20 protein-coding genes, 2 tRNA genes, 1 pseudogene and 1 other annotated feature are annotated in these 25,858 nt (G+C 44.1%); of the genes and pseudogenes, 22 read left to right on the forward strand and 1 reads right to left on the reverse strand.

The genetic code is table 11. The annotated features are described in order from the left end of the window. The first annotated feature begins 85 nt into the window (after positions 1 to 85). The 11 genes and pseudogenes from rph (at position 86) to K3G25_RS04715 (ending at position 10,523) form a co-directional block, all read left to right on the forward strand. A complete protein-coding gene (gene rph, locus K3G25_RS04665; protein WP_232489607.1) occupies positions 86 to 823 on the forward strand; it encodes a ribonuclease PH in 738 nt (245 codons plus the stop codon). A gap of 11 nt (positions 824 to 834) precedes the next feature. Continuing rightward, positions 835 to 1,431, forward strand: a complete 597-nt coding sequence (locus tag K3G25_RS04670) for an XTP/dITP diphosphatase (protein WP_087920775.1) — start codon at positions 835 to 837, stop codon at positions 1,429 to 1,431. 15 nt (positions 1,432 to 1,446) lie between these two features. Beyond that, positions 1,447 to 1,956 (forward strand): YfcE family phosphodiesterase, encoded by a 510-nt coding sequence (locus tag K3G25_RS04675; protein WP_021494403.1) that lies wholly within the window; start codon positions 1,447 to 1,449, stop codon positions 1,954 to 1,956. Positions 1,957 to 2,069: 113 nt separating this feature from the next. Then, a tRNA-Arg gene (locus K3G25_RS04680) sits at positions 2,070 to 2,143 on the forward strand. A 124-nt stretch (positions 2,144 to 2,267) separates the two neighbouring features. Further along, positions 2,268 to 2,341, forward strand: a tRNA-Arg gene (locus K3G25_RS04685). 190 nt (positions 2,342 to 2,531) lie between these two features. Continuing rightward, positions 2,532 to 2,780 carry a hypothetical protein gene (locus K3G25_RS04690; protein WP_176428381.1) on the forward strand — a complete coding sequence of 83 codons (249 nt, stop codon included), beginning with the start codon at positions 2,532 to 2,534 and terminating at the stop codon, positions 2,778 to 2,780. Between the two features lie 210 nt (positions 2,781 to 2,990). Then, positions 2,991 to 6,197, forward strand: coding sequence for a type I restriction-modification system endonuclease (hsdR, locus tag K3G25_RS04695; RefSeq protein ID WP_017418302.1), 3,207 nt, complete (start codon positions 2,991 to 2,993; stop codon positions 6,195 to 6,197). A gap of 132 nt (positions 6,198 to 6,329) precedes the next feature. Continuing rightward, positions 6,330 to 7,760, forward strand: coding sequence for a class I SAM-dependent DNA methyltransferase (locus tag K3G25_RS04700; protein WP_025649697.1), 1,431 nt, complete (start codon positions 6,330 to 6,332; stop codon positions 7,758 to 7,760). Then, positions 7,757 to 9,136: a restriction endonuclease subunit S gene (locus K3G25_RS04705; protein WP_232489608.1), complete on the forward strand. Its 1,380-nt coding sequence runs from the start codon at positions 7,757 to 7,759 to the stop codon at positions 9,134 to 9,136. The genes K3G25_RS04700 and K3G25_RS04705 overlap by 4 nt, the downstream gene beginning before the upstream one ends. 346 nt (positions 9,137 to 9,482) lie before the next feature. Next, positions 9,483 to 9,722, forward strand: a pseudogene (locus tag K3G25_RS04710) (recombinase family protein); the annotation flags it as partial. A 615-nt stretch (positions 9,723 to 10,337) separates the two neighbouring features. After that, a complete protein-coding gene (locus K3G25_RS04715) occupies positions 10,338 to 10,523 on the forward strand; it encodes a hypothetical protein (protein ID WP_007408136.1) in 186 nt (61 codons plus the stop codon). A 39-nt stretch (positions 10,524 to 10,562) separates the two neighbouring features. Here K3G25_RS04715 and K3G25_RS04720 read toward each other — a convergent pair whose 3' ends face one another. Continuing rightward, positions 10,563 to 10,913 (reverse strand): DNA helicase, encoded by a 351-nt coding sequence (locus tag K3G25_RS04720; RefSeq protein ID WP_176464754.1) that lies wholly within the window; start codon positions 10,911 to 10,913, stop codon positions 10,563 to 10,565. A 422-nt stretch (positions 10,914 to 11,335) separates the two neighbouring features. After that, positions 11,336 to 11,587 (forward strand) — a binding site (T-box leader). A 119-nt stretch (positions 11,588 to 11,706) separates the two neighbouring features. Between K3G25_RS04720 and ilvB the strand changes: the two genes are divergently transcribed. From ilvB to lonB, 11 genes are all read left to right on the forward strand, one after another. Next, entirely contained in the window at positions 11,707 to 13,431 is a 1,725-nt protein-coding gene (gene ilvB / locus K3G25_RS04725) for an acetolactate synthase large subunit (protein ID WP_095272632.1), read from the forward strand. Continuing rightward, a complete protein-coding gene (gene ilvN, locus K3G25_RS04730; protein ID WP_003152598.1) occupies positions 13,428 to 13,946 on the forward strand; it encodes an acetolactate synthase small subunit in 519 nt (172 codons plus the stop codon). The genes ilvB and ilvN overlap by 4 nt, the downstream gene beginning before the upstream one ends. 22 nt (positions 13,947 to 13,968) lie before the next feature. Continuing rightward, a complete protein-coding gene (gene ilvC, locus K3G25_RS04735) occupies positions 13,969 to 14,997 on the forward strand; it encodes a ketol-acid reductoisomerase (RefSeq protein ID WP_014418562.1) in 1,029 nt (342 codons plus the stop codon). Beyond that, on the forward strand, positions 14,984 to 16,540 hold the full coding sequence (locus K3G25_RS04740) for a 2-isopropylmalate synthase (RefSeq protein ID WP_021494398.1): 1,557 nt from the start codon (positions 14,984 to 14,986) through the stop codon (positions 16,538 to 16,540). The genes ilvC and K3G25_RS04740 overlap by 14 nt, the downstream gene beginning before the upstream one ends. A gap of 20 nt (positions 16,541 to 16,560) precedes the next feature. Continuing rightward, the gene (gene leuB, locus K3G25_RS04745; RefSeq protein WP_003152604.1) at positions 16,561 to 17,658 is read left to right on the forward strand and encodes a 3-isopropylmalate dehydrogenase; all 1,098 of its coding nucleotides are present in this window, start codon (positions 16,561 to 16,563) and stop codon (positions 17,656 to 17,658) included. A gap of 49 nt (positions 17,659 to 17,707) precedes the next feature. Further along, a complete protein-coding gene (gene leuC / locus K3G25_RS04750) occupies positions 17,708 to 19,126 on the forward strand; it encodes a 3-isopropylmalate dehydratase large subunit (RefSeq protein ID WP_014418559.1) in 1,419 nt (472 codons plus the stop codon). 15 nt (positions 19,127 to 19,141) lie between these two features. Beyond that, positions 19,142 to 19,741: a 3-isopropylmalate dehydratase small subunit gene (gene leuD / locus K3G25_RS04755; protein WP_007408146.1), complete on the forward strand. Its 600-nt coding sequence runs from the start codon at positions 19,142 to 19,144 to the stop codon at positions 19,739 to 19,741. 117 nt (positions 19,742 to 19,858) lie between these two features. Beyond that, positions 19,859 to 20,863, forward strand: a complete 1,005-nt coding sequence (ddcA, locus tag K3G25_RS04760) for a DNA damage checkpoint antagonist DdcA (protein ID WP_021494396.1) — start codon at positions 19,859 to 19,861, stop codon at positions 20,861 to 20,863. Between the two features lie 216 nt (positions 20,864 to 21,079). Next, complete coding sequence (tig, locus tag K3G25_RS04765) at positions 21,080 to 22,354, forward strand: trigger factor (RefSeq protein WP_003152618.1); 1,275 nt, start codon at positions 21,080 to 21,082, stop codon at positions 22,352 to 22,354. A gap of 271 nt (positions 22,355 to 22,625) precedes the next feature. Then, positions 22,626 to 23,888, forward strand: a complete 1,263-nt coding sequence (gene clpX, locus K3G25_RS04770; protein WP_007408149.1) for an ATP-dependent protease ATP-binding subunit ClpX — start codon at positions 22,626 to 22,628, stop codon at positions 23,886 to 23,888. Positions 23,889 to 24,037: 149 nt separating this feature from the next. Beyond that, on the forward strand, positions 24,038 to 25,696 hold the full coding sequence (gene lonB / locus K3G25_RS04775; RefSeq protein ID WP_014418557.1) for an ATP-dependent protease LonB: 1,659 nt from the start codon (positions 24,038 to 24,040) through the stop codon (positions 25,694 to 25,696). Positions 25,697 to 25,858 lie beyond the last annotated feature (162 nt).

Consider the following 25,858-nt stretch of genomic DNA (forward strand, 5'->3'; position numbering starts at 1 on the left):
AAAAAGAGGTTAGCGTTCCGGCTGCCTCTTTCTTTATTCACAATCCGGAACAAAAGGTTTATGTACATATAATCGGAGGTAAAATATGAGACACGACGGAAGACAGCACGATGAGCTGCGCCCTATCACATTTGATTTGGATTTTATCACTCACCCGGAAGGCTCGGTTTTAATTACAGCGGGAAATACGAAGGTCATCTGTAATGCATCTGTGGAAGACCGGGTGCCGCCATTTTTACGCGGCGGAGGAAAAGGCTGGATCACAGCGGAATACAGTATGCTTCCCCGCGCGACGAATCAAAGAACGATAAGAGAATCTTCAAAAGGAAAGGTCTCCGGCAGAACGATGGAAATTCAGCGGCTGATCGGGCGCGCGCTCCGGGCCGTCGTTGATTTGGAGAAGCTCGGCGAACGCACGATCTGGATCGACTGTGACGTCATTCAAGCCGACGGCGGAACAAGAACGGCTTCCATTACGGGCGCCTTCTTGGCGATGGCCATTGCGATCGGCAAACTCGTAAAAAGCGGCGTTATCAAAACCTCTCCTGTGACAGATTATCTCGCGGCCATTTCTGTCGGGATGGATAAAGAAGAAGGCTTTCTTTTGGATCTGAATTATGAAGAGGATTCGGCGGCTGAAGTCGACATGAATATTATCATGACGGGAAGCGGACGTTTTGTAGAGCTTCAAGGGACGGGCGAAGAAGCCACATTCTCCCGTGAAGATTTAAACGGACTGTTAAGTCTTGCCGAAAAAGGAATCCAGACGCTTATTCAAAAGCAAAAAGAGATGCTGGGAGAAACATTGCCTGAACTGAAATAAGAAAGAGAGGCCTGATCACCGTGAAAGAAGCCATTATTGCGACACACAATCAGGGAAAAGTGAAAGAATTCAAGGAAATACTCGAACCGAAAGGCTACAGCGTCTCTTCTTTGGCGGAAATCGGATTTACGGAAGAAATTGAAGAAACCGGACATACCTTTGAAGAAAACGCCATCTTAAAAGCGGAAGCCGTGGCAAAAGCCGTAAACAAAATGGTCATTGCAGATGACTCCGGTTTATCGGTGGACAACCTTGGAGGCAGACCGGGCGTTTATTCAGCCCGTTATGCCGGAGAAGCAAAAGATGATAAGGCGAATATGGACAAGGTGCTGTCAGAATTAAAAGGCATCGAAAAAGAGCAGCGCACGGCCCGTTTCCGCTGCGCCCTTGCCGTCAGCATGCCGGGGCAGGAAACAAAAACGGTCGAAGGTCATGTTGAAGGGTATATTGCGGAAGGACCCGAGGGGGATAACGGGTTCGGCTATGATCCCATTTTTATTGTAAAAGATAAAGATAAAACCATGGCCCAGCTGACAAGCGCTGAGAAAAACAAAATCAGCCACAGGGCTGAGGCGCTCAAGAAACTGTCAAAGCTGCTTGATTCATAAGGGGGAGCGTATGCAATGAAAGTGCTGATAATAAGTGACAGTCACGGCCTTGAAGATGAGCTGGAGACGATTGCAAAGCGGCACGAAGACGAAGCGGATCTGATGATTCATTGCGGTGATTCAGAGCTTGACGCCGCACATCCGGCGCTTACGCCGTATCACACGGTAAAAGGCAATTGCGACTTTGGCGGCGGGTTTCAGGATGAACTCCTTCTGGACGCCGGTTCAAAGAAAATTCTGGCCGTTCACGGGCATCTTCACGGCATTAAACAGTCACTTTTAACTGTTTTTTACCGGGCGGAAGAGCTTGGGGCGGATATCGTCTGCTTCGGCCATTCACATATTGCCGGGAGTGAAGAGCTTCGGGGCAAGCTTTTGATTAATCCGGGCAGCATCCGTCTTCCGAGAGTCCGCAATGTGAAAAGCTATGCCATTCTTACTCTTACAGAAAGAGAAGGCGCCGTGACATTTTACGACGAAACGGGTCGGGAATTGAAGGACTTGGAGACTACAATCAGTTTTTAACAAGTGATGGGGGAGATTTCATTCTTCCCCATCAAAAGTTTTTAAAAAAATATTGACTTATGATTTGAACCTGTATATAATAAATCTTGTCGCTGATACATAAAGCAAAAGCTGTCCCAGTAGCTCAGCTGGATAGAGCAACGGCCTTCTAAGCCGTCGGTCGGGAGTTCGAATCTCTCCTGGGACGTACAAAAAAAGAGCTGGTGACATCAGATTGAAAACTGATGCCGCTGGCCTTTTTTATCGGATGACTATATTGTCAATTCGCTGATATCATGGTAAAATGATCAGCAGAACAATTTGATTTTCATGTCCCAGTAGCTCAGCCGGATAGAGCAACGGCCTTCTAAGCCGTCGGTCGGGAGTTCGAATCTCTCCTGGGACGCTAAGAAATCGGGTGTAAAGCCCGTCAAATCAACCTCTTATATCGTTTAGTGAAACGGTCAGTATAACGGTCACGTAAGAAATTACACCTGTTATTGGCTTATATCACTTTCGGTATAGGAGGTTTTTTGTTGTGATCAAAAGAAAATGAAAATGAAGCTGACTATGTGCTAAAACGCAGGGTAAATATCATGAAAAAGGCTGAGAAACGTCACAAGCAAAGGCTTCAGGAATACAAGGAACAGAAGATTGGATTTGCCACTGAGGAAGAGGAAATATTTATTAGACTTTTCTACACGCAGCAAGAACTTGAAGATATCTTTGCTGGCTATGACTTGGGAGTTAAGAGGTTACACTTGCAGAATCTATATATGGAGCGGATGCGGCAATTATTCGATTTATATAACCTAAAAGGCACAAACTTTGTAGGAGTCTCTTAATTGAGGCTCTTCTTTTTATCGATCAAATCTGATGTCGCAGCTCCGATATTTAAACAATAACTAATAAAACCCGTCTTTTATTCACTTGGTTAAAGAATGAACCTAAACTAAGGAGCAGAGTAGAAAAAAGAGCGATACATATTATTCCTAATTTTTGCATGATTATAGTATAATAGACACAAACAACCTTTTAGGAAAACGGTGATAACAATGAGTGGCAACTTTTCATTTTTTCAAGGGAAATGGGATGTACTTGCTAACTTGGGAGAGACAGCTGAGAGAAATGTATATCATGACCCCCATACAACAGTAATGAAACTGCGATTGTTCGCTGAAACACTAACTAAATTTATTCTTGCCGCTGAAAATATTAAAGAGGCATATGGTACAACGCAAGTGGATCGCATTAACACTTTGCGTCGGGAAAGGTTACTTGAGCCTGAATTAATTGATATATTAGAGGCTCTTCGTCGCAAAGGGAATGTAGCGATGCATGAAGCGGATTATGGAAAAGTAGAAGAAGCAAAGGCTTTGTTGCAATTAACGTTCCGCTTGTCCATTTGGTTCATGGAGGTATATGGTGATTGGGATTTTCAAGCACCAGAGTATACAGAACTTCAAGAACAAACAGAACAGAGTACAGAAACACTTCAGCGAGAATATGAGGAGAAAGTCAAAAAACTTGAAGAAGAATTAGAGGCAATTCGTCGACAGGCGGAAGTGGAACAAGAAGAGGTAAAAATCGAGCGTAAAAAAATATCCAAAAACTTTATGCGTCGACAGCAATTAACTGAAGCCGAAACGCGTACGATTATTGATGGAAAACTACGTGCTGTTGGATGGGAAGTAGACACAACTGTACTCAATCATCAAAAGAACGGAACGCTGCCAGAGAAAAATCGAAACATGGCAATTGCTGAATGGAAGGTCAATGGCGGCAGGATTGACTATGCGTTGTTTATTGGCTTAAAGCTTGTTGGCTTTATTGAAGCTAAGGCAAAAAAGAAAACGATTCCTGGCGCATTAGAAAGTCAAACAAAAGTGTATGCAAAAAATGCGGCACAAGTCGAAGATGAAGTCATCACACCTACAACAGGTGAATATAAGGTGCCGTTCTTATACGCAACGAACGGCCGACCATACTTGAAACAACTTCAAGAAGAGTCGGGCATCTGGTTTTGGGATTCACGTAAACCGTTAGAACATGCTCGCCCATTAGAAGGCTGGCATTCACCTGACGACTTGCAGCTTCTTCTTAGTCAAGATGATAAGGATGCGAATAAACGATTAGAAGAAGAGGATATTACGAAGTTTGGTTTGCGTCATTATCAGCAAAGAGCGGTACTTTCCGCTGAAGAGGGATTAAAAGAAGGGCAACGAAGAATGCTTATTGCGATGGCAACTGGAACTGGGAAAACTCGTACAGCTATCGCCCTCATGTATCGCTTAATTAAGTCCAAAAAATGTCGTCGTATTCTTTTCCTTGTAGACCGTAATTCGTTAGGAAAACAGACAGAGGATGCACTTAAGGATACAAAAATTGAAGGCTACTCATTTGCTGATATATACGATGTGAAGTCTTTAGAAGACATGTCTCCAGAAGTTGAAACGAAGGTGCAAATTGCGACGGTGCAGGGAATGGTTAGAAGACTTTTCTATAGCGATAACGAAAAGCTTCCAAGTGTCGGGCAGTATGATTTCATCATTGTAGATGAAGCACATCGTGGCTATACAAGTGACAAAGAAATGTCAGAGGAAGAATTGAAATTCCGTGACCAAAATGATTATATTAGCCAATATCGACGTGTAATTGATTATTTTGATGCGGCATGTTTAGGACTTACTGCAACACCAGCTCTTCATACAACAGAGATTTTTGGTATGCCTATTTTTAAGTATTCTTATAGTGAAGCGGTTCTGGATGGCTACTTAGTTGACCATGAACCACCATATCTGTTTAAGACAGAACTTTCACAAGTCGGCATTACTCTTGAAAAAGACGAAGAAGTTGAAGTGTATGATGTTGATAAAGGCGAGATTCAACTAGAAAAAATGGAAGATACCATTCATTTTGAGGTTGAGCAGTTTAATAAACGGGTAATTACTGAACCTTTTAATCGGGCGGTTCTAAACAAACTGGTTGAATACATTGATCCGACAGGAAAAGAGAAAACTCTTATCTTTGCAGCCACTGACCAACACGCAGATTTGGTTGTTCGGTTATTAAAGGAAGCCTTTAAAGAACGTGGCGATGAAATTGAAGATGATGCTATTATGAAAATTACTGGCTATATCTATAAGCCATTAGATGCCATTAAAAGGTTTAAGAACGAGCGGCTGCCAAATGTCGTTGTAACGGTTGATTTACTCACCACAGGCATTGACGTTCCTCCAATAACAAATCTAGTATTCTTACGGCGTATACAGTCTCGTATTCTTTATGACCAAATGCTTGGACGTGCAACCCGTCTTTGTCCCGACATTGGAAAAACACACTTTAACATTTACGATGCAGTGGGCATCTACGATAAATTGCAAAGCTATACGGAGATGAAACCTGTTGTAAAGAAACAAAATTACAGTATCGTTGAACTATATGAATCACTTGCCAATGCTACTGCAGAAGATGAAGCTTCGTTTTATCGTAACCAATTGGCAGCGAAAATTCAGCGTCGCAAGCAAAGGCTGAATGAAGAAGGAAAACAAAAGTTTGAAGAATTGTCGAATGGAAAAAATGTGGATGAGTGGGCGAAAGAAATTCAGTTATATACTCCGCAAGAAGCAAAACAGCACAACATGTTATTTGAATATATGGAAGCCTATCGGGTAAAAGGCGAGAAACGATATATCTCCAACAAAGAGGATGAAGTAACAGATGTGGTTCGGGGATATGGTGAAGGAAACAAGAGACCAGAAGATTATTTAGAAGGTTTCGTTCGTTTTATCCAAGAAAATATTAATGAAATTCCCGCTCTTCATCTTATTTGCACACGACCGAAAGATTTAACAAGGCAGGATTTACGAGAACTTATTACCATTCTAGAAACGAAAGGCTTTAAGCAATCGCATTTGCAGACAGCTTGGAAGCAGACAAAAAATGAAGACATTGCAGCAGACATTATTAGCTTTATTCGCCAAGCTGCATTAGGTGAAGCACTAGTTGCCCATGAAGCACGTATTAAACAAGCGATGCAAAAAGTGTATTCACTGCATGATTGGACTCCAAGACAGAAGAAATGGTTAGAGAGAATAGAAAAGCAATTACTTAAAGTGCCTGTATTAGCACCGACTGCAGAAGAGGCATTCTCGGAAGAACCATTTAAAACTCCGGGCGGCTATAAATTGCTGAAGCGGGAGTTCGGTGACTATATTGATACGGTTGTTACCACTATAAATGAGAACCTTTATATTAGTTAACAATGTGCCTCTTCATAGGGGCACTTTTTCAGTTATAATAGATAAGTTACTTTATCTTTGATTTTCACTTTAATGAGGTTTGAATGAGAATCCAACATTAAAATATACTCGGAGTTAGCAGGAGGCTGAAAAATGAACAACCAAGAAATCGTTCAAAAACTATGGAATTTATGTAATGTGTTACGTGATGATGGGATTACCTATCAGCAATATGTAACAGAGTTAACCTACTTATTATTCCTCAAAATGATGAAGGAGCAGGAAACAGAAGGTGTGATTCCAGAAGGATATCGATGGGATGATTTGTTAGAAAAAGAAGGTTTGGAATTAAAGACATTTTATCAGCGATTATTACTTGAATTAGGAAGCAGTGAAAATGAGCGGCTGCGTCTAATATACAGTGATGCTTCTACAAGTATTGCTGAGCCGAAAAACTTAGAGAAGATTATTAAATCGATTGATGCCCTTGATTGGTACAATGCAAAAGAAGAAGGACTGGGCAATCTTTATGAAGGATTGTTAGAGAAGAATGCCAGTGAAAAGAAATCGGGAGCGGGGCAATACTTCACACCTCGTGTATTAATTGATGTGATGGTTCAATTAATTGACCCGAAAATTGGTGAGCGGTGTGCTGACCCTGCAGCTGGAACATTCGGTTTCATGATTGCTGCAGACCAATATTTAAAGAATCAAACAGATGATTACTTTGATATAGAACCACAAGAAGCCGAGTTCCAAAAGAAAGAAGCCTTTGTAGGGATGGAACTTGTTAAAGATACGCATCGTCTGGCACTCATGAATGCGTTGCTTCATAATATCGAAGGTCGTTTGGAACAAGGAGACACGTTATCGGGCAACGGGAAATGGATGAAGAACTTTGATGTTATTTTAACAAATCCGCCGTTCGGTACAAAAAAAGGCGGGGAACGGGTATCCCGTGACGATTTAACGTTTGAAACATCGAATAAACAGTTGAATTTCTTACAGTTGATTTATAACGCTTTAAAAGATGATGGAAATGCAAGAGCAGCGGTTGTCTTGCCCGACAACGTGTTGTTCGAAAGTGGTATTGGCGCACAAATTCGTCGTGACTTGATGAACAAGTGTAATCTACACACGATTTTACGCTTACCAACAGGAATTTTTTATGCGCAAGGTGTAAAAACGAATGTCTTATTCTTTACAAGGGGAACAACAGACCAAGATAACACGAAAGATGTTTGGGTCTATGACCTTCGTACAAATATGACTTCATTTGGAAAACGTAATCAGCTAACAATGGCTCATTTTGAAAACTTCATGAAGGCATATGTGGCAGAAGACCGTTCTAAGATAGAAGATGAGCGTTGGAATGTGTTTACACGAGAAGATATCGCAAAAAAAGATGATAGTTTAGATATTGGATTAATTGCTGACGAGTCTTTATCATCTTATGTAAACCTACCAGGCCCGATTGAATCAGCAGAAGAAGCAATTGCTAAGCTTCAACAAGCAATGGATTTATTAAATGAAGTAGTTGAAGAATTGCGTGCTGTTGAAGAAGATGGGGGGGTCAAACAGTGAGTAAGAAAAAGAAGAACATCGAGGAATTGTTAGAAGAAGCAGTAGTACCAGATGAAGAACAACCGTATGAAGTGCCAGAAAATTGGGTGTGGACTAAACTTGAATGCGTATTTGAACAAGTGAAAGAACAAATTCAACCCACAGGGAACGAAAAGTATATTGGTTTAGAACACATGAATAAAGGGGGAGGTATATTAGAAGTTGGTAATACGGAAGGCGTAAAAAGTAAAAAAGTAGTTTTCAAAAAGAATGATGTATTATATGGAAAGTTACGACCATATCTTAATAAGCATGCTCATGTAGAATTTGACGGGGTAGCATCAACCGACATACTTGTGTATCGTAATAAAAATATAAGTACTAATAAATTATTAAACATGTACTTAGGATTACCTCAAGTATTACAGTATGCTAATGAAAACAGTAATGGTATAAATCTGCCAAGGGTTTCTCCAAAGGCTATGGATAACATGCATTTCCCTTTACCTCCTCTATCTGAACAAAAACGGATTGCTGAGAAAGTGGAGCGGCTTTTAAGTAAAATTGAAGAAGCAAAGCAGTTGATTGAAGAAGCGAAGGAAACGTTTGAACTTCGTCGAGCGGCAATTTTGGATAAGGCGTTTCATGGGGAGTTAACAAGAAAGTGGAGAGAAGAAAATCAGTGTGATAAGTTAGAGCCTATAGAACAATCTGGTAATTTAGGTCCTTTTAAACTACCTCATGGTTGGGAATGGAAGAAACTTGGTGAAATAGGAGAATTACAAAGAGGAAAATCTAAACATAGACCTAGAAATGACCCTAAGTTATTTGGAGGGGAATATCCGTTTATTCAAACTGGTGATGTAGCTAGATCGAGTGACTATGTAGAGGATTTCTCTCAAACATTAAGTGAGTTTGGTTATAACCAGAGTAAATTATTTCCTATAGGTACTGTATGTATTACAATTGCAGCTAATATCGCAGATACAGCTATTTTGAAGTTCCCTTGTTGCTTTCCAGATAGTGTTGTCGGTTTTGTTCCGTTTGAAGAGATTGTGTCTTCAGAATTTGTCCATTACTATATAAGCACGATTAAAAATGATTTAGAACATTACGCTCCTGCAACCGCACAAAAAAACATAAATTTAAAAATTCTAAATGAAGTTTTAGTTCCAGTTCCATCGCTAAGAGAACATGAAGTTATAATGGATAAAATAAAGAATTTACTAGATAAAGAATATGAAGCAAGTCAATATCTATTCCTTGAAAACAGTATAGAACTCTTAAAACAATCCATCCTCTCAAAAGCCTTCCGAGGTGAACTTGGAACAAATGACCCAAGTGAAGAAAATGCGATTGAATTGTTAAAAGAAGTGCTACGAGAACAAGTAAAATAGTTACAAAAGAAGGCATCCAAATTAATTGGGTGTCTTTTATGGTTGTATACATGCCAAGTTGTGGTATTGGTTTGATACAGAACCACTCTCATTCACAAACTACAATCGGTAAATTTTCGATACGACTCAGATTCTCAATGTGATTTAACATGGTAAAGTAATAAGAGTTGCAGTGAAACCCTATTCGAGTTCGATAATAATATCGATAGCAGAGGGTGTAGACTTATAAGTGATATCAAAGAAAAGATACCGATGCCTCAAGGTGGAATCAATTATGGACAACAAAGAATTTGGACACGTTAGAGTAAGCAGCAGAGACCAAAATGAAGCATGACAACTGGATAGTATGTATGCTCTTGGAATTGATGAGCGTGATATACATATCGATAAGCAAATCGGGAAAGACTTCAATAGACCTCAATACCAAGCTTTGAAATTGCGTTTGCGAAAAGGAGATACGTTATACATACATTCATTAGATAGGCTAGGTCGTAACAAAGAGAGGATTTTAAACGAGTGGAAAGATATCACACAGAGCATTAAAGTACATATTGTTGAAATGGATATGCCATTGTTGTATACACAATGACTCATCGATTCTTTCATAGCTTACTTGGTGTTACAGGTATTATCGTGGGTTGCATCAGCATCGCAATAGGGACAGCATTCTTTGTTATCTCTCATGAAACCACTCCTTTAAATAAATACCTTTACGTTTTATAGCAGATTTAAGTACAACTGTTTTACCTTTTAAATAGGGTTGTTTTCTACTATATGAATGCTTGAATTATAAAGTGTAAGCAAATATAATAGAAAGTAAGTCAATCGGTCAAAGTTCGGAAAGTGACCGTTATACATGAACGTAACGATAGCGATATGTAAAGGATGAAGGCCGGATAGAGCAACGGCCTTCTAAGCCGTCGGTCGGGAGTTCGAATCTCTCCTGGGACGTATAAAAAACCTCAAGCCCTGACAATGGGTTTGAGGTTTTTTTGTATTTTATTTTTAATTTTACGAAACAAAAGTTCCGTATTTGATGAAAATTGTAAAGTAATTTTAATATAAATGAAACTTAATGTAATATTTACCGTAATAAATATATGTATAAAGATACTTAAGGCGCCCTTGAGTGATAAATTATCTAATTTCTATCATGCGTTTTGTCAATAATTGATAGAAAGACAGCAGGAGGAATTAGCTTTTGAAGTACGCATTTGCATATAAAAATCACAATATAGAAACGATCTTTTGCGGAAAAGACGAGCTGTTTGAGGAACTGAAGCAATTTTTAATCACTCAATGCGGTTTAATCATTGTTGAGGTTTCAAGGGCTGATTACTATACGGAGCAGGAAATGAATCAATGGAATGACCGTTATACTCTGTGAATAAGAAAAGAAACCGGCCGTGTGAGACCGGTTTTTGTATCATCTGAATCCGCTCGGAGCGCTGAAGCCCCCGGCATGGCCGCTGAAACCGCCCCCGAGCGCGCCGGGATGGGACCCGGCGCCGAGGCTTCCGCCGACGTCACTGAAGGATTGGCCGTAGTACCCGGATGTATAAGGGTACGGAACGAATTGCTGCCCGGCGAATGACAGCGTGCTTTGCGGGGTCTGCTGTCCGTATCCGGATGACGGGAATCCCTGCTGAAAAGAAGGGCCGCCTTGATATGGTGCTGTATGCATCGGGGCCGGAGGATAATAAGACTGCGGCGGTAAGACCGGTAAAGGCGGAAATCCAGGAGGCAGGCCCTGCATGCCTGATAACATCTTATTCATGACATCACTCATTTCTTACGAGATAAGAACAGTGTATGCGTATGTCTGTAGAAAGAGCCTGTTCAATCGAACAGAATATCTGACAAGCATGCCGGAAGGACAGAGAAAAATTGTGTAATAAAATGTGACATATTCGTATATGAACGGAAAAATTTCATGTAATCTTGAGAGATTAATAAAAAAATGATAAAAACTTTTAATATTTACAGATCCCTTTGTACCAGTAATGAAAGCGTATACAAAGTAGATTGATTAATCTAAATTGTCTAATAATTATAAAAATGCTGTTGACACTGTCTGCAAACGGGCGTAATATGAGTTCAAACAAAAATAAATAAATGATTCACGCTAAAAAGAAAAATCATAAAACACTAAAAAAACAAACAAATGAAGGTTCTTTTTTAATAAAAGAGCTGCCATAATAAAAAGCGCAGAAGAGGATAAGTAGCTTTGCTGAAGTTTTTCACAGAGAGCCGGTAACGCTGAGAGCCGGTAAAACAAATCAAAGTGAACTCCCCTCAGAGTGCCGGTCTGAAATGTAAAGAGTAGGACTCGGCCGAGTGAACGCAATGTTTACTCGTTATCAAAACGGATAATCATTATCCATGAGACGGTCTGCATATGACCGTAAACAAGGGTGGTACCGCGGAGAGCAAAGCCTTTTCGCCCCTTTTGGCTATCGCATGAAATGCTTGGCTGAATGTGGGTGGGAAGGCTTTTTTATTTGCGTCAGCCGGCGCTGCGTTTTATGAATTGGATTTTAGAAGGGAACATTGAAAAGGAGGAACTGAAAATGGGCACAAATGTACAGGCGGATTCTTTGTCTGCCGATTGTACAAAAACAATGAACGGGGCTCTGATGCTGATTGAATCATTAAAGAAAGAAAATGTCGAGATGATCTTCGGCTATCCGGGGGGAGCCGTCCTTCCGATTTACGATAAACTGTATCAATCAGGGCTGGTTCACATCCTGCCCCGCCACGAGCAAGGCGCGATTCATGCGGCTGAAGGGTATGCGAGAGTCTCCGGAAAGCCGGGGGTTGTGATTGCTACCTCCGGACCCGGAGCGACAAATTTAGTTACCGGTCTTGCGGATGCGATGATAGATTCATTGCCGCTCGTAGTGTTTACCGGTCAGGTGGCCACTTCGGTCATCGGCAGCGACGCTTTCCAGGAAGCCGACATTTTAGGAATTACGATGCCGATTACGAAACACAGCTACCAAGTCCGCCGTCCGGAAGATCTCCCCCGTGTGATTAAAGAGGCGTTCCATATCGCCACGACGGGAAGACCGGGCCCGGTATTAATTGATATACCGAAGGATGTCGCAGCATTTGAAGGAGAGTTCAGATATGATCACGAGATCAGCCTTCCGGGTTATCAGCCGGTAAAAGAGCCTAACTATCTGCAGATCCGAAAGCTCGTGGAAGCTGTCAGCAGTGCGAAAAAGCCGGTTATTTTAGCCGGAGCGGGTGTTTTGCACGGTAAAGCTTCAGAAGATTTAAAAAATTATGCCGAACAGCAGCAAATACCGGTAGCCCACACGCTTCTCGGTCTGGGCGGTTTCCCGGCAGACCATCCTCTTTTTCTGGGAATGGCGGGGATGCACGGCACATACACAGCGAATATGGCGCTTTACCACTGTGACTTGTTGATCAGCATCGGAGCGCGGTTCGATGATCGCGTGACCGGAAATCTGAAGCATTTTGCAAAATCGGCCAAAGTAGCGCATATCGATATTGATCCTGCTGAAATCGGAAAAATTATCGAAACGCAGATTCCGGTGGTCGGCGACAGTAAAATCGTCCTTCAGGAATTATTGAAGCAAAACGGAAAACAGGGACAAACAGAGGAATGGAAACAGCAGCTTTCAGAATGGCAAGAAGAATATCCGCTTTGGTATACAGACAACAGAGAAGAGGGCTTGAAACCCCAAAAGCTGATTGAGTATATTCACCAATTCACAAACGGAGAGGCGATTGTGGCGACGGATGTCGGCCAGCACCAGATGTGGGCGGCTCAGTTTTATCCTTTCCGAAAGGCTGATAAGTGGGTGACCTCGGGGGGGCTCGGCACAATGGGCTTCGGCCTTCCGGCGGCTATCGGAGCGCAGCTGGCCGATCGTAACGCCACGGTCGTTGCCATCCTCGGAGACGGCGGTTTTCAGATGACCCTTCAGGAATTAGATGTCATCCGGCAGCTGAATCTTCCTGTCAAAGTGGTTATCTTGAACAACGAATGTCTGGGCATGGTCAGACAGTGGCAGGAAATCTTCTATGAAGAACGCTACTCTGAATCCAAATTCTCGGCGCAGCCTGACTTTGTCAAATTGTCAGAAGCCTACGGCATTAAAGGCGTCCGGATTTCATCGGAAGAAGAGGCGGAAGAAGAGCTTAAAAAGGCGCTTTCATCAAAAGAACCGGCCGTTATTGACGTCCGGGTCGCCAAAAGCGAGAAAGTATTCCCGATGATTGCGCCGGGTAAAGGACTTCATGAAATGGTGGGGGTGAAACCTTGAAACGCATTATCACATTAACGGTGGTCAACCGCTCGGGAGTATTAAACCGGATCACCGGCCTGTTTACAAAAAGACACTATAATATCGAAAGCATCACTGTAGGCCACACGGAAACAAGCGGTGTTTCAAGGATTACATTTGTCGTCCATGTGGAAGGCGAAAATGACGTAGAGCAGCTGACAAAGCAGCTTAACAAACAAATTGACGTCCTGAAAGTGACGGATATTACAAACCAATCAATTGTACAGCGTGAGCTGGCATTAATCAAAGTTGTTTCCGCACCGTCGGCCAGAACGGAAATCAATGGAATCATTGAGCCGTTCAGAGCTTCCGTCGTTGATGTCTCAAGAGACAGCATCGTCGTTCAGGTTACCGGCGAATCTAATAAAATCGAAGCGCTCATAGAGCTTCTCAAACCTTACGGAATTAAAGAAATCGCGAGAACGGGCACAACGGCTTTTGCGAGGGGAACCCAGCAGAAGGCGTCATCCAATAAAACAATTTCAATTGTATAACACAAAAAAGGGAGAGATTAAAATGGTAAAAGTATATTATAACGGTGATATCAAAGAGAACGTATTGGCAGGTAAAAAAGTAGCGATTATCGGTTACGGTTCACAAGGTCATGCACACGCGCTGAACTTAAAAGAAAGCGGAATTGATGTCATTGTCGGCGTCAGACAAGGCAAATCATTTACACAGGCCCAAGAAGACGGTCATAAAGTCTTTTCGGTAAGAGAAGCGGCTGCCCAGGCTGATATCATTATGGTTCTTCTTCCGGATGAACAGCAGCAAAAAGTATATGAATCTGAAATCAAAGATGAATTGACGGCGGGCAAGTCATTGGTATTCGCACACGGATTTAACGTCCATTTCCATCAGATCGTGCCTCCTGCTGATGTGGATGTATTCCTTGTCGCCCCTAAAGGACCTGGACACCTTGTCAGAAGAACATATGAACAAGGCGCGGGCGTACCGGCATTGTTTGCCATCTACCAGGATGTATCAGGCGAAGCGAAAGATACGGCTCTTGCTTATGCAAAAGGAATCGGCGGAGCGCGTGCGGGCGTTCTTGAAACAACATTTAAGGAAGAAACGGAAACGGATTTGTTCGGTGAGCAGGCTGTTCTGTGCGGAGGTTTAACAGCGCTTGTCAAAGCGGGTTTTGAAACGCTGACAGAAGCCGGCTACCAGCCTGAACTCGCATACTTCGAGTGTCTGCACGAACTGAAGTTGATCGTAGACTTGATGTATGAAGAAGGATTGGCGGGCATGAGATACTCTATCTCCGATACGGCTCAATGGGGAGACTTTGTATCAGGACCGCGCGTAGTCGATGCGAAGGTAAAAGAATCGATGAAACAAGTATTAACGGATATTCAAAACGGTACATTCGCAAAAGAATGGATCGTGGAAAACCAAGTGAACCGTCCTCGTTTCAATGCGATCAATGCAAGTGAAAACGAGCATCAGATTGAAAAGGTCGGCAGACAGCTTCGTGAAATGATGCCGTTTGTCAAACAAGGCAAAAAGAAGGAAGCGGTGGTCTCCGTTGCGCAAAATTAATGTTTTCGACACGACCCTTCGTGACGGTGAACAATCCCCCGGGGTCAACCTCAATTCCCGGGAGAAACTGGCGATAGCCAAGCAGCTTGAAAGACTCGGGGTGGACATTATTGAAGCGGGATTTCCCGCTTCATCCCGAGGTGATTTTTTAGCCGTGCAGGAAATCGCAAGAACGATTAAAAATTGTTCGGTAACAGGGCTTGCCCGATCTGTCAAAGGTGACATCGACGCAGCCTGGGAAGCGCTGAAAGACGGGGCCAGCCCGCGGATTCACATCTTTATCGCCACCTCTGACATTCATCTGAAGCATAAGCTGAAAATGACGCGGGAAGAGGTTAAGGAAAAAGCGGTTGAAATGGTGAAGTATGCAAAAGAACGCTTTCCGATCGTTCAATGGTCAGCAGAAGACGCATGCCGCACCGAACTTCCGTTTCTGGCTGAAATCGTAGAAAAAGTGATTGATGCCGGCGCGAGCGTCATCAACCTGCCGGACACTGTAGGTTACCTGACGCCGGCTGAATACGGAAACATCTTTAAATATATGAAGGAACACGTTCCGAATATCGGCCGGGTAAAGCTTTCAGCCCATTGCCACGATGATCTCGGAATGGCGGTTGCCAACTCACTTTCGGCAATTGAGAACGGCGCAGATCAAATTGAATGCGCCATTAACGGCATAGGAGAAAGAGCCGGGAACGCCGCGCTAGAGGAAATCGCCGTTGCGCTTCATGTCAGAAATGACGCGCATCAAGCCGATTCATCCCTCAATCTTCATGAATTGAAGCGGACGAGTGATCTTGTCAGCAAACTGACGGGCATGGCCGTTCCCCGCAATAAAGCAATCGTCGGAGATAACGCTTTCGCACATGAGTCCGGCATTCACCAAGACGGTTTCCTGAAAGAAAAATCAACATATGAAATCATTTCACCGGAACTTGTCGGCGTGACTGCTGATGCGCTCGTACTCGGAAAGCATTCCGGACGCCATGCGTTCAAAGACCGCCTGAATGCGCTTGGATTCCAGTTTGATAGTGAGGAAATCAATAAATTTTTTACGATGTTTAAAGAACTGACCGAAAAGAAAAAAGAAATCACCGATGATGACTTGATTTCTCTTATTTTAGAAGAAAAAGTGACGGACAAAAAAATCGGCTATGAATTTTTGTCTCTGCAAGTGCATTACGGGACGTCTCAGGTGCCGACTGCAACAGTCTCTTTAAAAAATCAGGAAAACGAACAGCTGATTCAAGAGGCGGCAACGGGGGCGGGCAGCGTAGAAGCCGTTTATAATACGCTCGGGCGCTGCATCGATAAAAATATTGAACTGACAGACTACCGCATCCAATCCAACCGGAAAGGCGAAGACGCGCTGGCTCAAGTTTTTGTCAGAGTGACCGTGAACGGAAAAGAAACATCAGGGCGGGGAATCGCGCAGGATGTTCTGGAAGCTTCTGCTAAAGCTTATCTGAACGCCGTGAACCGGCAGTTGGTGCTGGATTGCAATTTAGACGGATTAAAGAGACAGACTGCGGTCGGCTCGTAATAGAAAGGAGAACGTTTGATTTGAAAAAACGCATTGCTTTGCTGCCCGGTGACGGAATCGGACCGGAAGTGGCGGAATCAGCGGCAGATGTATTGAAAAGCGTTGCCGAACAATTCGGACATGAATTTGAATTTGAAAACGGACTGATCGGGGGAGCAGCTATTGACGCCCATCAAAACCCCCTTCCTGAGGAGACGGTGGCTCTTTGTGAAAGATCCGACGCCATCCTGCTCGGGGCAGTCGGCGGACCGAAATGGGACCAAAATCCTCCAGAGCTCAGACCGGAAAAAGGCCTGCTCGGCATCAGAAAAAAACTCGGCCTGTTTGCCAATCTGCGTCCCGTGACCGTATTTGAAAGCCTGTCTGAGGCGTCTCCGCTGAAAAAAGAATATATCAGCGGCGTCGACTTTGTAATCGTCAGGGAACTGACGGGCGGCCTCTATTTCGGAGAACCGAGCAGACAGTATGTCAATGAAGCGGGAGAAAAGGAAGCGGTCGATACTCTTTTTTATAAGAAAGAAGAAATCGCACGCGTTGTCAGAGAAGCTTTTAAGATGGCTGCCGGCAGAAAAGGAAAAGTGACGTCCGTCGATAAGGCGAATGTGCTTTCTTCAAGCAGGCTATGGCGTGAAACAGCGGATGAAATCGCAAAAGAATTTCCTGATGTGACGCTTGAACATATGCTTGTCGATAATGCCGCGATGCAGCTCATCTACGCTCCGAGCCAGTTTGACGTCATTGTAACTGAGAATATGTTCGGCGATATTTTAAGCGATGAAGCTTCCATGCTGACAGGTTCGCTCGGCATGCTGCCGTCAGCCAGTTTATCAAGTTCAGGTCTTCACTTGTTTGAACCCGTGCATGGATCTGCGCCTGACATCGCCGGTAAAGGGATGGCCAATCCGTTTGCGGCGATTTTATCAGCGGCGATGCTTTTGAGAACATCTTTCGGGCTTGAAAACGAAGCTCAGGCGGTGGAAAAGGCGGTCGCAAAGGTGCTTGCAGACGGCAGCCGTACACGTGATATCGCCCGGGACGGCCAATATGCCGGAACGCATGACATTACTGAAAAAGTAAAAGCCGCATTAGCCGGCTCGAATACAAAATCTATAGTGTGACGCTTTAAAGAAAGCGGTCTTAGTTCATAGGTAGAGGGAGGAAACAAAGATGATGCCTCGAACAATCATCGAAAAGATTTGGGATCGGCATGTTGTAAAAAGCGGTGAAGGAAAACCCGACCTTCTCTATATTGATCTGCACCTAATTCATGAGGTGACGTCTCCTCAGGCGTTTGAAGGGTTAAGGCAGAAGGGGAGAAAGGTCAGACGGCCGCAGAACACATTCGCGACGATGGACCACAATATTCCGACCGTCAACCGTTTTGACATTAAAGATGAAGTCGCAAAGCGCCAAGTAACCGCGCTTGAACGGAATTGTGAGGAGTTCGGCGTCCGTCTTGCGGATCTTCACAGCGCAGACCAGGGAATCGTTCACGTGGTCGGGCCTGAGCTTGGTCTGACACTTCCGGGAAAAACGATCGTTTGCGGAGACAGCCATACATCGACTCACGGCGCGTTCGGAGCGCTTGCCTTCGGTATCGGCACAAGTGAGGTGGAACATGTTCTTTCCACACAGACATTATGGCAGCAGCGGCCGAAAACGCTTGAAATCCGCGTTGACGGAACGCTCCAAAAAGGAGTGACCGCGAAGGATGTCATCTTGTCGGTCATCGGAAAATACGGGGTGAAATTCGGTACCGGATATGTCATTGAATACACCGGGGAAGTATTCAGAAACATGTCTATGGACGAACGCATGACGGTCTGCAATATGTCAATAGAAGCGGGAGCACGGGCGGGACTGATCGCTCCAGATGACACGACGATTGAATATTGTAAAAACCGTAAATACGCGCCAAAAGGCGAGGAATTTGAAAAAGCCGCCGCAGAATGGAAAGCGTTACAAACCGATCCGGGCGCCGTATACGATCATTCCATCGTGTTAGACGGCAGCGAGATTTCTCCAATGGTAACATGGGGCGTCAATCCCGGCATGGTTCTTCCGGTCGATGCCCAAATACCGGCGCCGGAAACCATTGATTCTGAAGACGGTAAAAAAGAAGCCATCCGCGCGTACGAATACATGGGAATCGCACCGAATCAAAAAATTGAAGATATTAAAGTCGAGCATGTGTTTATCGGCTCCTGTACAAATTCGCGGATGACCGATCTTCGCCAGGCTGCGGATATGATCAAAGGCCGAAAAGTCGCTGACAGCGTCAGAGCCATTGTGGTGCCGGGTTCTCAAAGCGTGAAACAGCAGGCCGAGGAAGAAGGGCTGCACCGCGTGTTTCTCGAGGCCGGCTTTGAATGGAGAGAATCAGGATGCAGCATGTGCCTCAGTATGAACAATGATGTCGTGCCTGAAGGGGAACGATGCGCTTCCACTTCCAACCGCAACTTCGAAGGCAGACAGGGAAAAGGCGCGAGAACACACCTTGTCAGTCCGGCGATGGCGGCAATGGCGGCCATTCACGGGCATTTCGTCGATGTAAGAAAGTTTTATCAAGAAAAAACAGTTGTGTAAGGAGTGCGCGAAAAGATGGAACCTTTAAAAACGCATACGGGAAAAGCGGCCGTCTTAAACCGGATCAACGTCGATACGGACCAGATTATTCCGAAACAGTTTTTGAAAAGAATTGAAAGAACCGGATACGGCAGATTCGCGTTTTTTGATTGGAGATACCTCGAGAACGGTGAGCCTGATCCTGAATTTGAATTAAACCGCAAAGTCTATGAAGGCGCGTCCATATTAATTGCCGGAGAGAATTTCGGCTGCGGATCATCCCGTGAGCACGCTCCTTGGGCGCTGGATGATTACGGCTTCAAAATCATCATTGCTCCGTCATTTGCCGATATTTTTCATCAAAACTGTTTTAAAAACGGTATGCTTCCCATCCGTATGCCGTATGATCAGTGGAAAAAACTCGCCGGTCAATATGAAAATCAGTCTCTTAACATGACGGTTGATTTGGAAAACCAGCTCATTCACGACAGTGAAGGAAAAGAGATTTCATTTGAAGTCGATCCGCACTGGAAGGAAATGCTGATAAACGGTTATGATGAAATTTCATTAACGCTTCTGCTGGAGGACGACATTCAGCAGTTTGAATCGAAAAGAAGTTCATGGCTTCAAGCCTGAAAAAAGCCGCCCGGCATCTGTCCGGCGGCTTTTTTTACCGTGCGCACCATCCTTTCTTGTGTTTCATGACGCGTGTTGATACACTTGAACAAAATAGCGCCTGAAAGGAAATAAAGTATGACGCATGACAAGAAAAAAGCTGATATCATTCCTTTCCCCCGTCTGAAAGAACGCTTGGTTGATAAAGGGATGGCCGCCATGAAGGATAAACAGTATCAGGAGGCCCTCGAACTGTTCTCAGAGGCGGTAAGCCACGGTGATACCGAGTCCGACGTACATTTAGGCATGGCGATTTGTTTTCTGGAACTCGGGGAATTGGAAGAAGCAAAACAAGTTTGCGAGAAAATGCTGAATGAAGGGTACGGCCATTATTTTACCGTACTGCAGGTGTACATGACCATTTTAATTCAGCTGAAACAATATGAAGAAGTCAAAAGCACAATTGAAGCTGTGCTGGAAGAAAATCAGCTGCCCGCAGAAAGTGCGGAGCAATTCTACCGGCTGCTCGAATTCAGCCGCAAAATGACCGATCCCGACCAGCAGGATGAAGCATGGGAGGAGGAATACGAGGACATTCTTGATGCGGAAAAAGTGCTGAACAGCCCCGCTGAACAAATGAATCTGATTCATTCTCTTAAAGACCGCAATATTGCAAAATACACGGGTCTCTTAAAAACAATTCTTCAAGATCCGGCCGCGCATCCGCTTATCAAGACGATGATTTTGACGCTGATGGCGGAGCATGACTACAGCAAGCCGGTCCATATTACAAAATTCGGCGATTCAATGACCGCGGTTCCGAGTGAAACGGTTCAGCCTGATGCGGCTCCGATTTTGCATCGCGTTCTCCGGGTGCTTGATGAAACGCTCGGCAATGAAAACCCTACATTATACGCTGCCGTCGAGGAGCTGTGGAGAAGGCATCTGTATGTCCTGCACCCTTTTATGCCGAAGTTTTTGAACGCAGATTTATGGGCGGCGGCGCTTCATAAGGTCGGTTACGAGATGCACGGCATTGACATTGAGCCGGAGGAACTTCATATGATGTACGAGTTTGACAGCCGCGAACTCGAAGAAGCCTGCACGATGATTAAGGATATTGAAGAAATTTCTTATTTGTAAATCACGCCATATAGTTGAAAGCGGTAGGCGTTATGTTATAATATAGTGGTTGTATTTATGTATAGCGGTTTAACTGAAATGAGAATTACGGTTGGACAGGCTGCCAGTTCATTACATAATGATTCTGATTCAAAGCGGTTTTTTCTTTGACAAAGCCGCGGATTGCTTTAGAATGGAAGACCGACACAACCTGAATAGATTTTTGGAGGGAAACACATGTCTGTAAAATGGGAAAAACAAGAAGGCAATGAAGGCGTATTAACGGTTGAAGTTGATGCGGATACGTTCAAAACAGCTCTTGATGATGCATTTAAAAAAGTAGTAAAACAGGTTTCTATTCCTGGATTCCGCAAAGGGAAAGTTCCCCGCGGTTTATTCGAACAGCGTTTCGGCGTTGAAGCTCTTTACCAGGATGCTTTAGATATTTTACTTCCTGTAGAATACCCTAAAGCGGTTGAAGAAGCCGGCATTGAGCCTGTAGACCGCCCTGAAATCGATGTTGAAAAAATCGAAAAAGGCGAAAGCTTGATTTTCACTGCAAAAGTGACCGTAAAACCTGAAGTGAAACTTGGCGACTACAAAGGCTTAGGAATCGAAAAAGATGACACTGCCGTTACTGACGAAGATGTACAAAACGAACTTAAAGCGCTTCAAGAGCGTCAGGCTGAGCTTGTCGTGAAAGAAGAAGGCGCTGTTGAAAACGGCGATACAGTCGTTCTTGACTTCGAAGGTTTCGTTGACGGCGAAGCGTTTGAAGGCGGAAAAGCTGAGAACTACTCACTTGAAGTAGGATCAGGTTCATTCATCCCGGGCTTCGAAGAGCAGTTAACAGGCCTTGAAGCAGGCGCTGAAAAGGATGTTGAAGTAACATTCCCTGAAGAGTACCACGCTGAAGAGCTTGCCGGAAAACCAGCTGTTTTCAAAGTGAAAATTCATGAAATCAAAGCGAAAGAGCTTCCTGAGCTTAACGACGAATTCGCAAAAGACATTGACGAAGAAGTTGAAACGCTTGCTGAATTAACTGAGAAAACAAAAAAACGCCTTGAAGAAGCAAAAGAAAACGAAGCTGACGCTAAATTGCGTGAAGAGCTTGTTCTGAAAGCATCTGAAAACGCTGAAGCTGATGTTCCTCAAGCGATGATCGACACTGAGCTTGACCGCATGCTGAAAGAATTCGAACAGCGTCTGCAAATGCAAGGCATGAACCTTGAGCTTTACACTCAATTCTCAGGCCAAGACGAAAACGCGTTAAAAGAGCAAATGAAAGAAGATGCCGCAAAACGCGTAAAATCAAACCTGACTCTTGAAGCGATCGCTCAAGCAGAAAACCTTGAAGTAACGGACGAAGAAGTTGAAGCTGAGCTGACTAAAATGGCTGAAGCTTACAACATGCCGGTTGAAAACATCAAGCAGGCAATCGGTTCAACTGACGCGATGAAAGAAGATTTAAAAGTTCGAAAAGCAATTGATTTTCTTGTAGAAAACCGTTAATATGGTTCATAATAATAGACATAATAAAACAGGGCGCGATTAATTCGTGCCTTGTTTTGTACAATTATGATATAACTCTTTTTCTTGGGGCAAGATAGTCATTGCCGGGCTGTTTTTCGTCATACATATAGAATGTGCAAGTGCGAAACACATTGTTACCGTCTTACTGGAAAGTATGGTAAAATGCAATACATACTCGATCGTAGCAAGAACCGTTTTCTTTTGCCCTTCAGGTAAAAGAAAAAGTGAGACAAGATTAAGGGGTGAAAGAATGTTTAAATTCAACGAGGAAAAAGGACAATTGAAATGCTCGTTCTGCGGAAAAACGCAAGATCAGGTTCGTAAGCTGGTTGCAGGACCGGGTGTATATATATGCGACGAATGTATTGAGCTCTGTACAGAAATCGTAGAGGAAGAGCTTGGTACGGAAGAAGAAGTCGAATTTAAAGACGTTCCGAAGCCGCAGGAAATCCGTGAGATTCTGAATGAATATGTCATCGGACAGGATCAGGCGAAGAAATCACTTGCGGTTGCGGTATACAACCATTACAAACGCATCAATTCCAACAGTAAAGTGGATGATGTTGAGCTTTCTAAAAGTAATATTTCTTTAATCGGACCGACTGGAAGCGGGAAAACACTTCTTGCCCAGACGCTTGCGCGTATTCTGAACGTGCCGTTTGCGATCGCGGACGCTACATCTCTGACTGAAGCCGGATATGTCGGTGAGGACGTAGAAAACATCCTCCTCAAGCTGATTCAGGCAGCAGACTATGATGTGGAAAAAGCAGAAAAAGGCATTATTTATATCGATGAAATCGATAAAGTAGCGCGAAAATCTGAAAATCCGTCCATTACACGCGACGTATCAGGCGAAGGCGTTCAGCAGGCGCTGCTGAAAATTCTTGAAGGAACGGTTGCAAGCGTGCCGCCTCAAGGAGGACGCAAACATCCTCATCAGGAATTCATCCAGATCGATACGACGAACATCTTGTTCATTTGCGGCGGTGCATTTGACGGCATTGAACAAATCATCAAACGCCGTCTCGGACAAAAAGTCATCGGCTTCGGCTCTGATAATAAAGCGGCAGACCTTGAAAAAGAAGAACTGCTTTCTAAAGTTCTTCCGGAAGACTTGCTCCGTTTCGGGCTGATTCCTGAATTCATCGGCCGTCTTCCTGTCATTGCAAGCCTTGAGCAGCTTGACGAAACGGCACTGGTTGAAATTCTGACTAAACCGAAAAACGCACTCGTCAAACAATACAAGAAAATGTTAGAACTTGATGATGTCGAGCTTGAATTTGAAGACGAGGCATTATCTGAAATTGCGAAAAAAGCGATCGAGCGTAAAACAGGCGCACGCGGCCTGCGTTCTATCATTGAAGGCATCATGCTTGACGTCATGTTTGATCTGCCGTCCCGCGATGATATTGAAAAATGTGTCATTACCGGAGCGACAGTCGCAGACGGTGAAGCACCGCGTCTTGTATTAAAAGACGGCACAGTTGTCGGCCAAGATAAAACATCAGCATAACATGACAAAACCTCCTGACTCGAATTGATCAGGAGGTTTTTTTCTTGTCCTGACCCTTCTGAAAATGTTTATTCCGGGCTTTGCTGGGAGATACTAGCGGACAGAGGAATGAATTGGATACATAAATCGTTTTTTCAGGAGGGACCAGCATGAGTTGGACAGGGATCGCATTATTTGTACAGCTGTTTTTCGGGATAGTCATCGGATTATATTTTTGGAATCTGCTCAAAAACCAGCGTACACAAAAAGTGACGATAGATAAAGAATCAAAAAAAGAAATGGAACAGCTGCGCAAAATGCGCGCCATCAGTTTATCAGAACCTTTATCAGAAAAGGTACGGCCGAAAAGCTTTCAGGACATTGTCGGCCAGGAAGACGGAATTAAAGCGTTAAAAGCAGCGCTTTGCGGACCGAACCCGCAGCATGTCATTATTTACGGTCCTCCGGGAGTCGGTAAAACGGCTGCGGCGCGGCTGGTATTGGAAGAAGCGAAAAAACATAAACAGTCACCGTTTCAAAAGCAGGCTGTATTTGTTGAACTTGATGCGACGACCGCGCGGTTTGATGAACGGGGGATTGCCGATCCGCTTATCGGTTCAGTGCATGATCCGATTTATCAGGGAGCGGGAGCGATGGGCCAAGCAGGCATTCCGCAGCCGAAACAGGGGGCTGTGACCCATGCTCACGGCGGGGTATTGTTTATTGATGAAATCGGCGAGCTTCATCCGATTCAGATGAATAAAATGCTGAAGGTGCTTGAAGATCGAAAAGTATTTTTAGACAGTGCGTATTACAGTGAAGAAAATACGCAAATACCGAATCACATTCATGATATTTTTCAAAATGGGCTTCCGGCAGATTTCCGTTTGATCGGAGCGACAACGAGAATGCCGAATGAAATTCCGCCGGCCATCCGTTCGCGCTGTCTTGAAGTATTTTTCCGCGAGCTGGAAAAGGATGAACTTAAAATCGTTGCGAAAAAAGCAGCCGACAAAATTCAGAAAGAGATTTCTGACGAAGCTCTCAGTGTGCTGACCGCATATACGAGAAACGGACGTGAAGCCGTCAATATGATCCAGATCGCCGCCGGCATGGCGGTGACTGAGGACAGACAAGAAATTACGACAGAAGATATAGAATGGGTTGTTCATTCCAGTCAGCTTACACCTAAAAATGAGCAGAAAATCGCCGATGAACCGCAAGTCGGCATCGTGAACGGACTTGCTGTCTACGGGCCGAACAGCGGCGCATTGCTGGAAATTGAAGTGAATGTCACACCTGCGCAGGACAAAGGAAGCCTGAATATCACGGGAATTGCAGAGGAAGAAAGCATCGGCAGCCAATCGAAGTCGATCCGCCGCAAAAGCATGGCGAAGGGATCTGTGGAAAATGTTCTGACGGTTCTGCGCACAATGGGCATCAAACCTTCAGACTATGACATTCACGTCAATTTTCCGGGCGGAGGCCCGATTGACGGACCTTCAGCAGGTATCGCGATGGCCGCGGGGATTTTTTCCGCGATTCACCGCATCCCGATCGACCATACGGTGGCGATGACGGGAGAAATCAGCCTGACGGGGCTTGTCAAACCGATCGGCGGCGTCATTCCGAAAATTAAAGCCGCAAAACAGGCCGGAGCAAAAACGGTCATTATCCCATATGAAAATCAGCAGTCCATTCTGAAACGAATAGACGGAATCACCATTAAAGCGGTAAAAACGTTCCAGGAAGTGCTTGACGTCATATTGGTTGACCCTCCTTCAGAACAAAAACCGTTTGATATCCAAATGAATAAAGAATCCGTATAAACCCCATTTTTATAATGGGGTTTTTTTATGGAGGACATCTTTTCCTTTTTCAGAACAGAAAGAAAGGGTATACTACGAAGAGACTGTTTTATATACAGGGCAGGCGGATAAGCCGATTTTGCCCGATCCCGGAATTGTACAACGATGAAAAAGTTGTATTAT

Origin of the sequence: Bacillus sp. FCW2 (assembly GCF_021228595.1) — a bacterium.
GTDB classification, from domain to species: domain Bacteria; phylum Bacillota; class Bacilli; order Bacillales; family Bacillaceae; genus Bacillus; species Bacillus velezensis.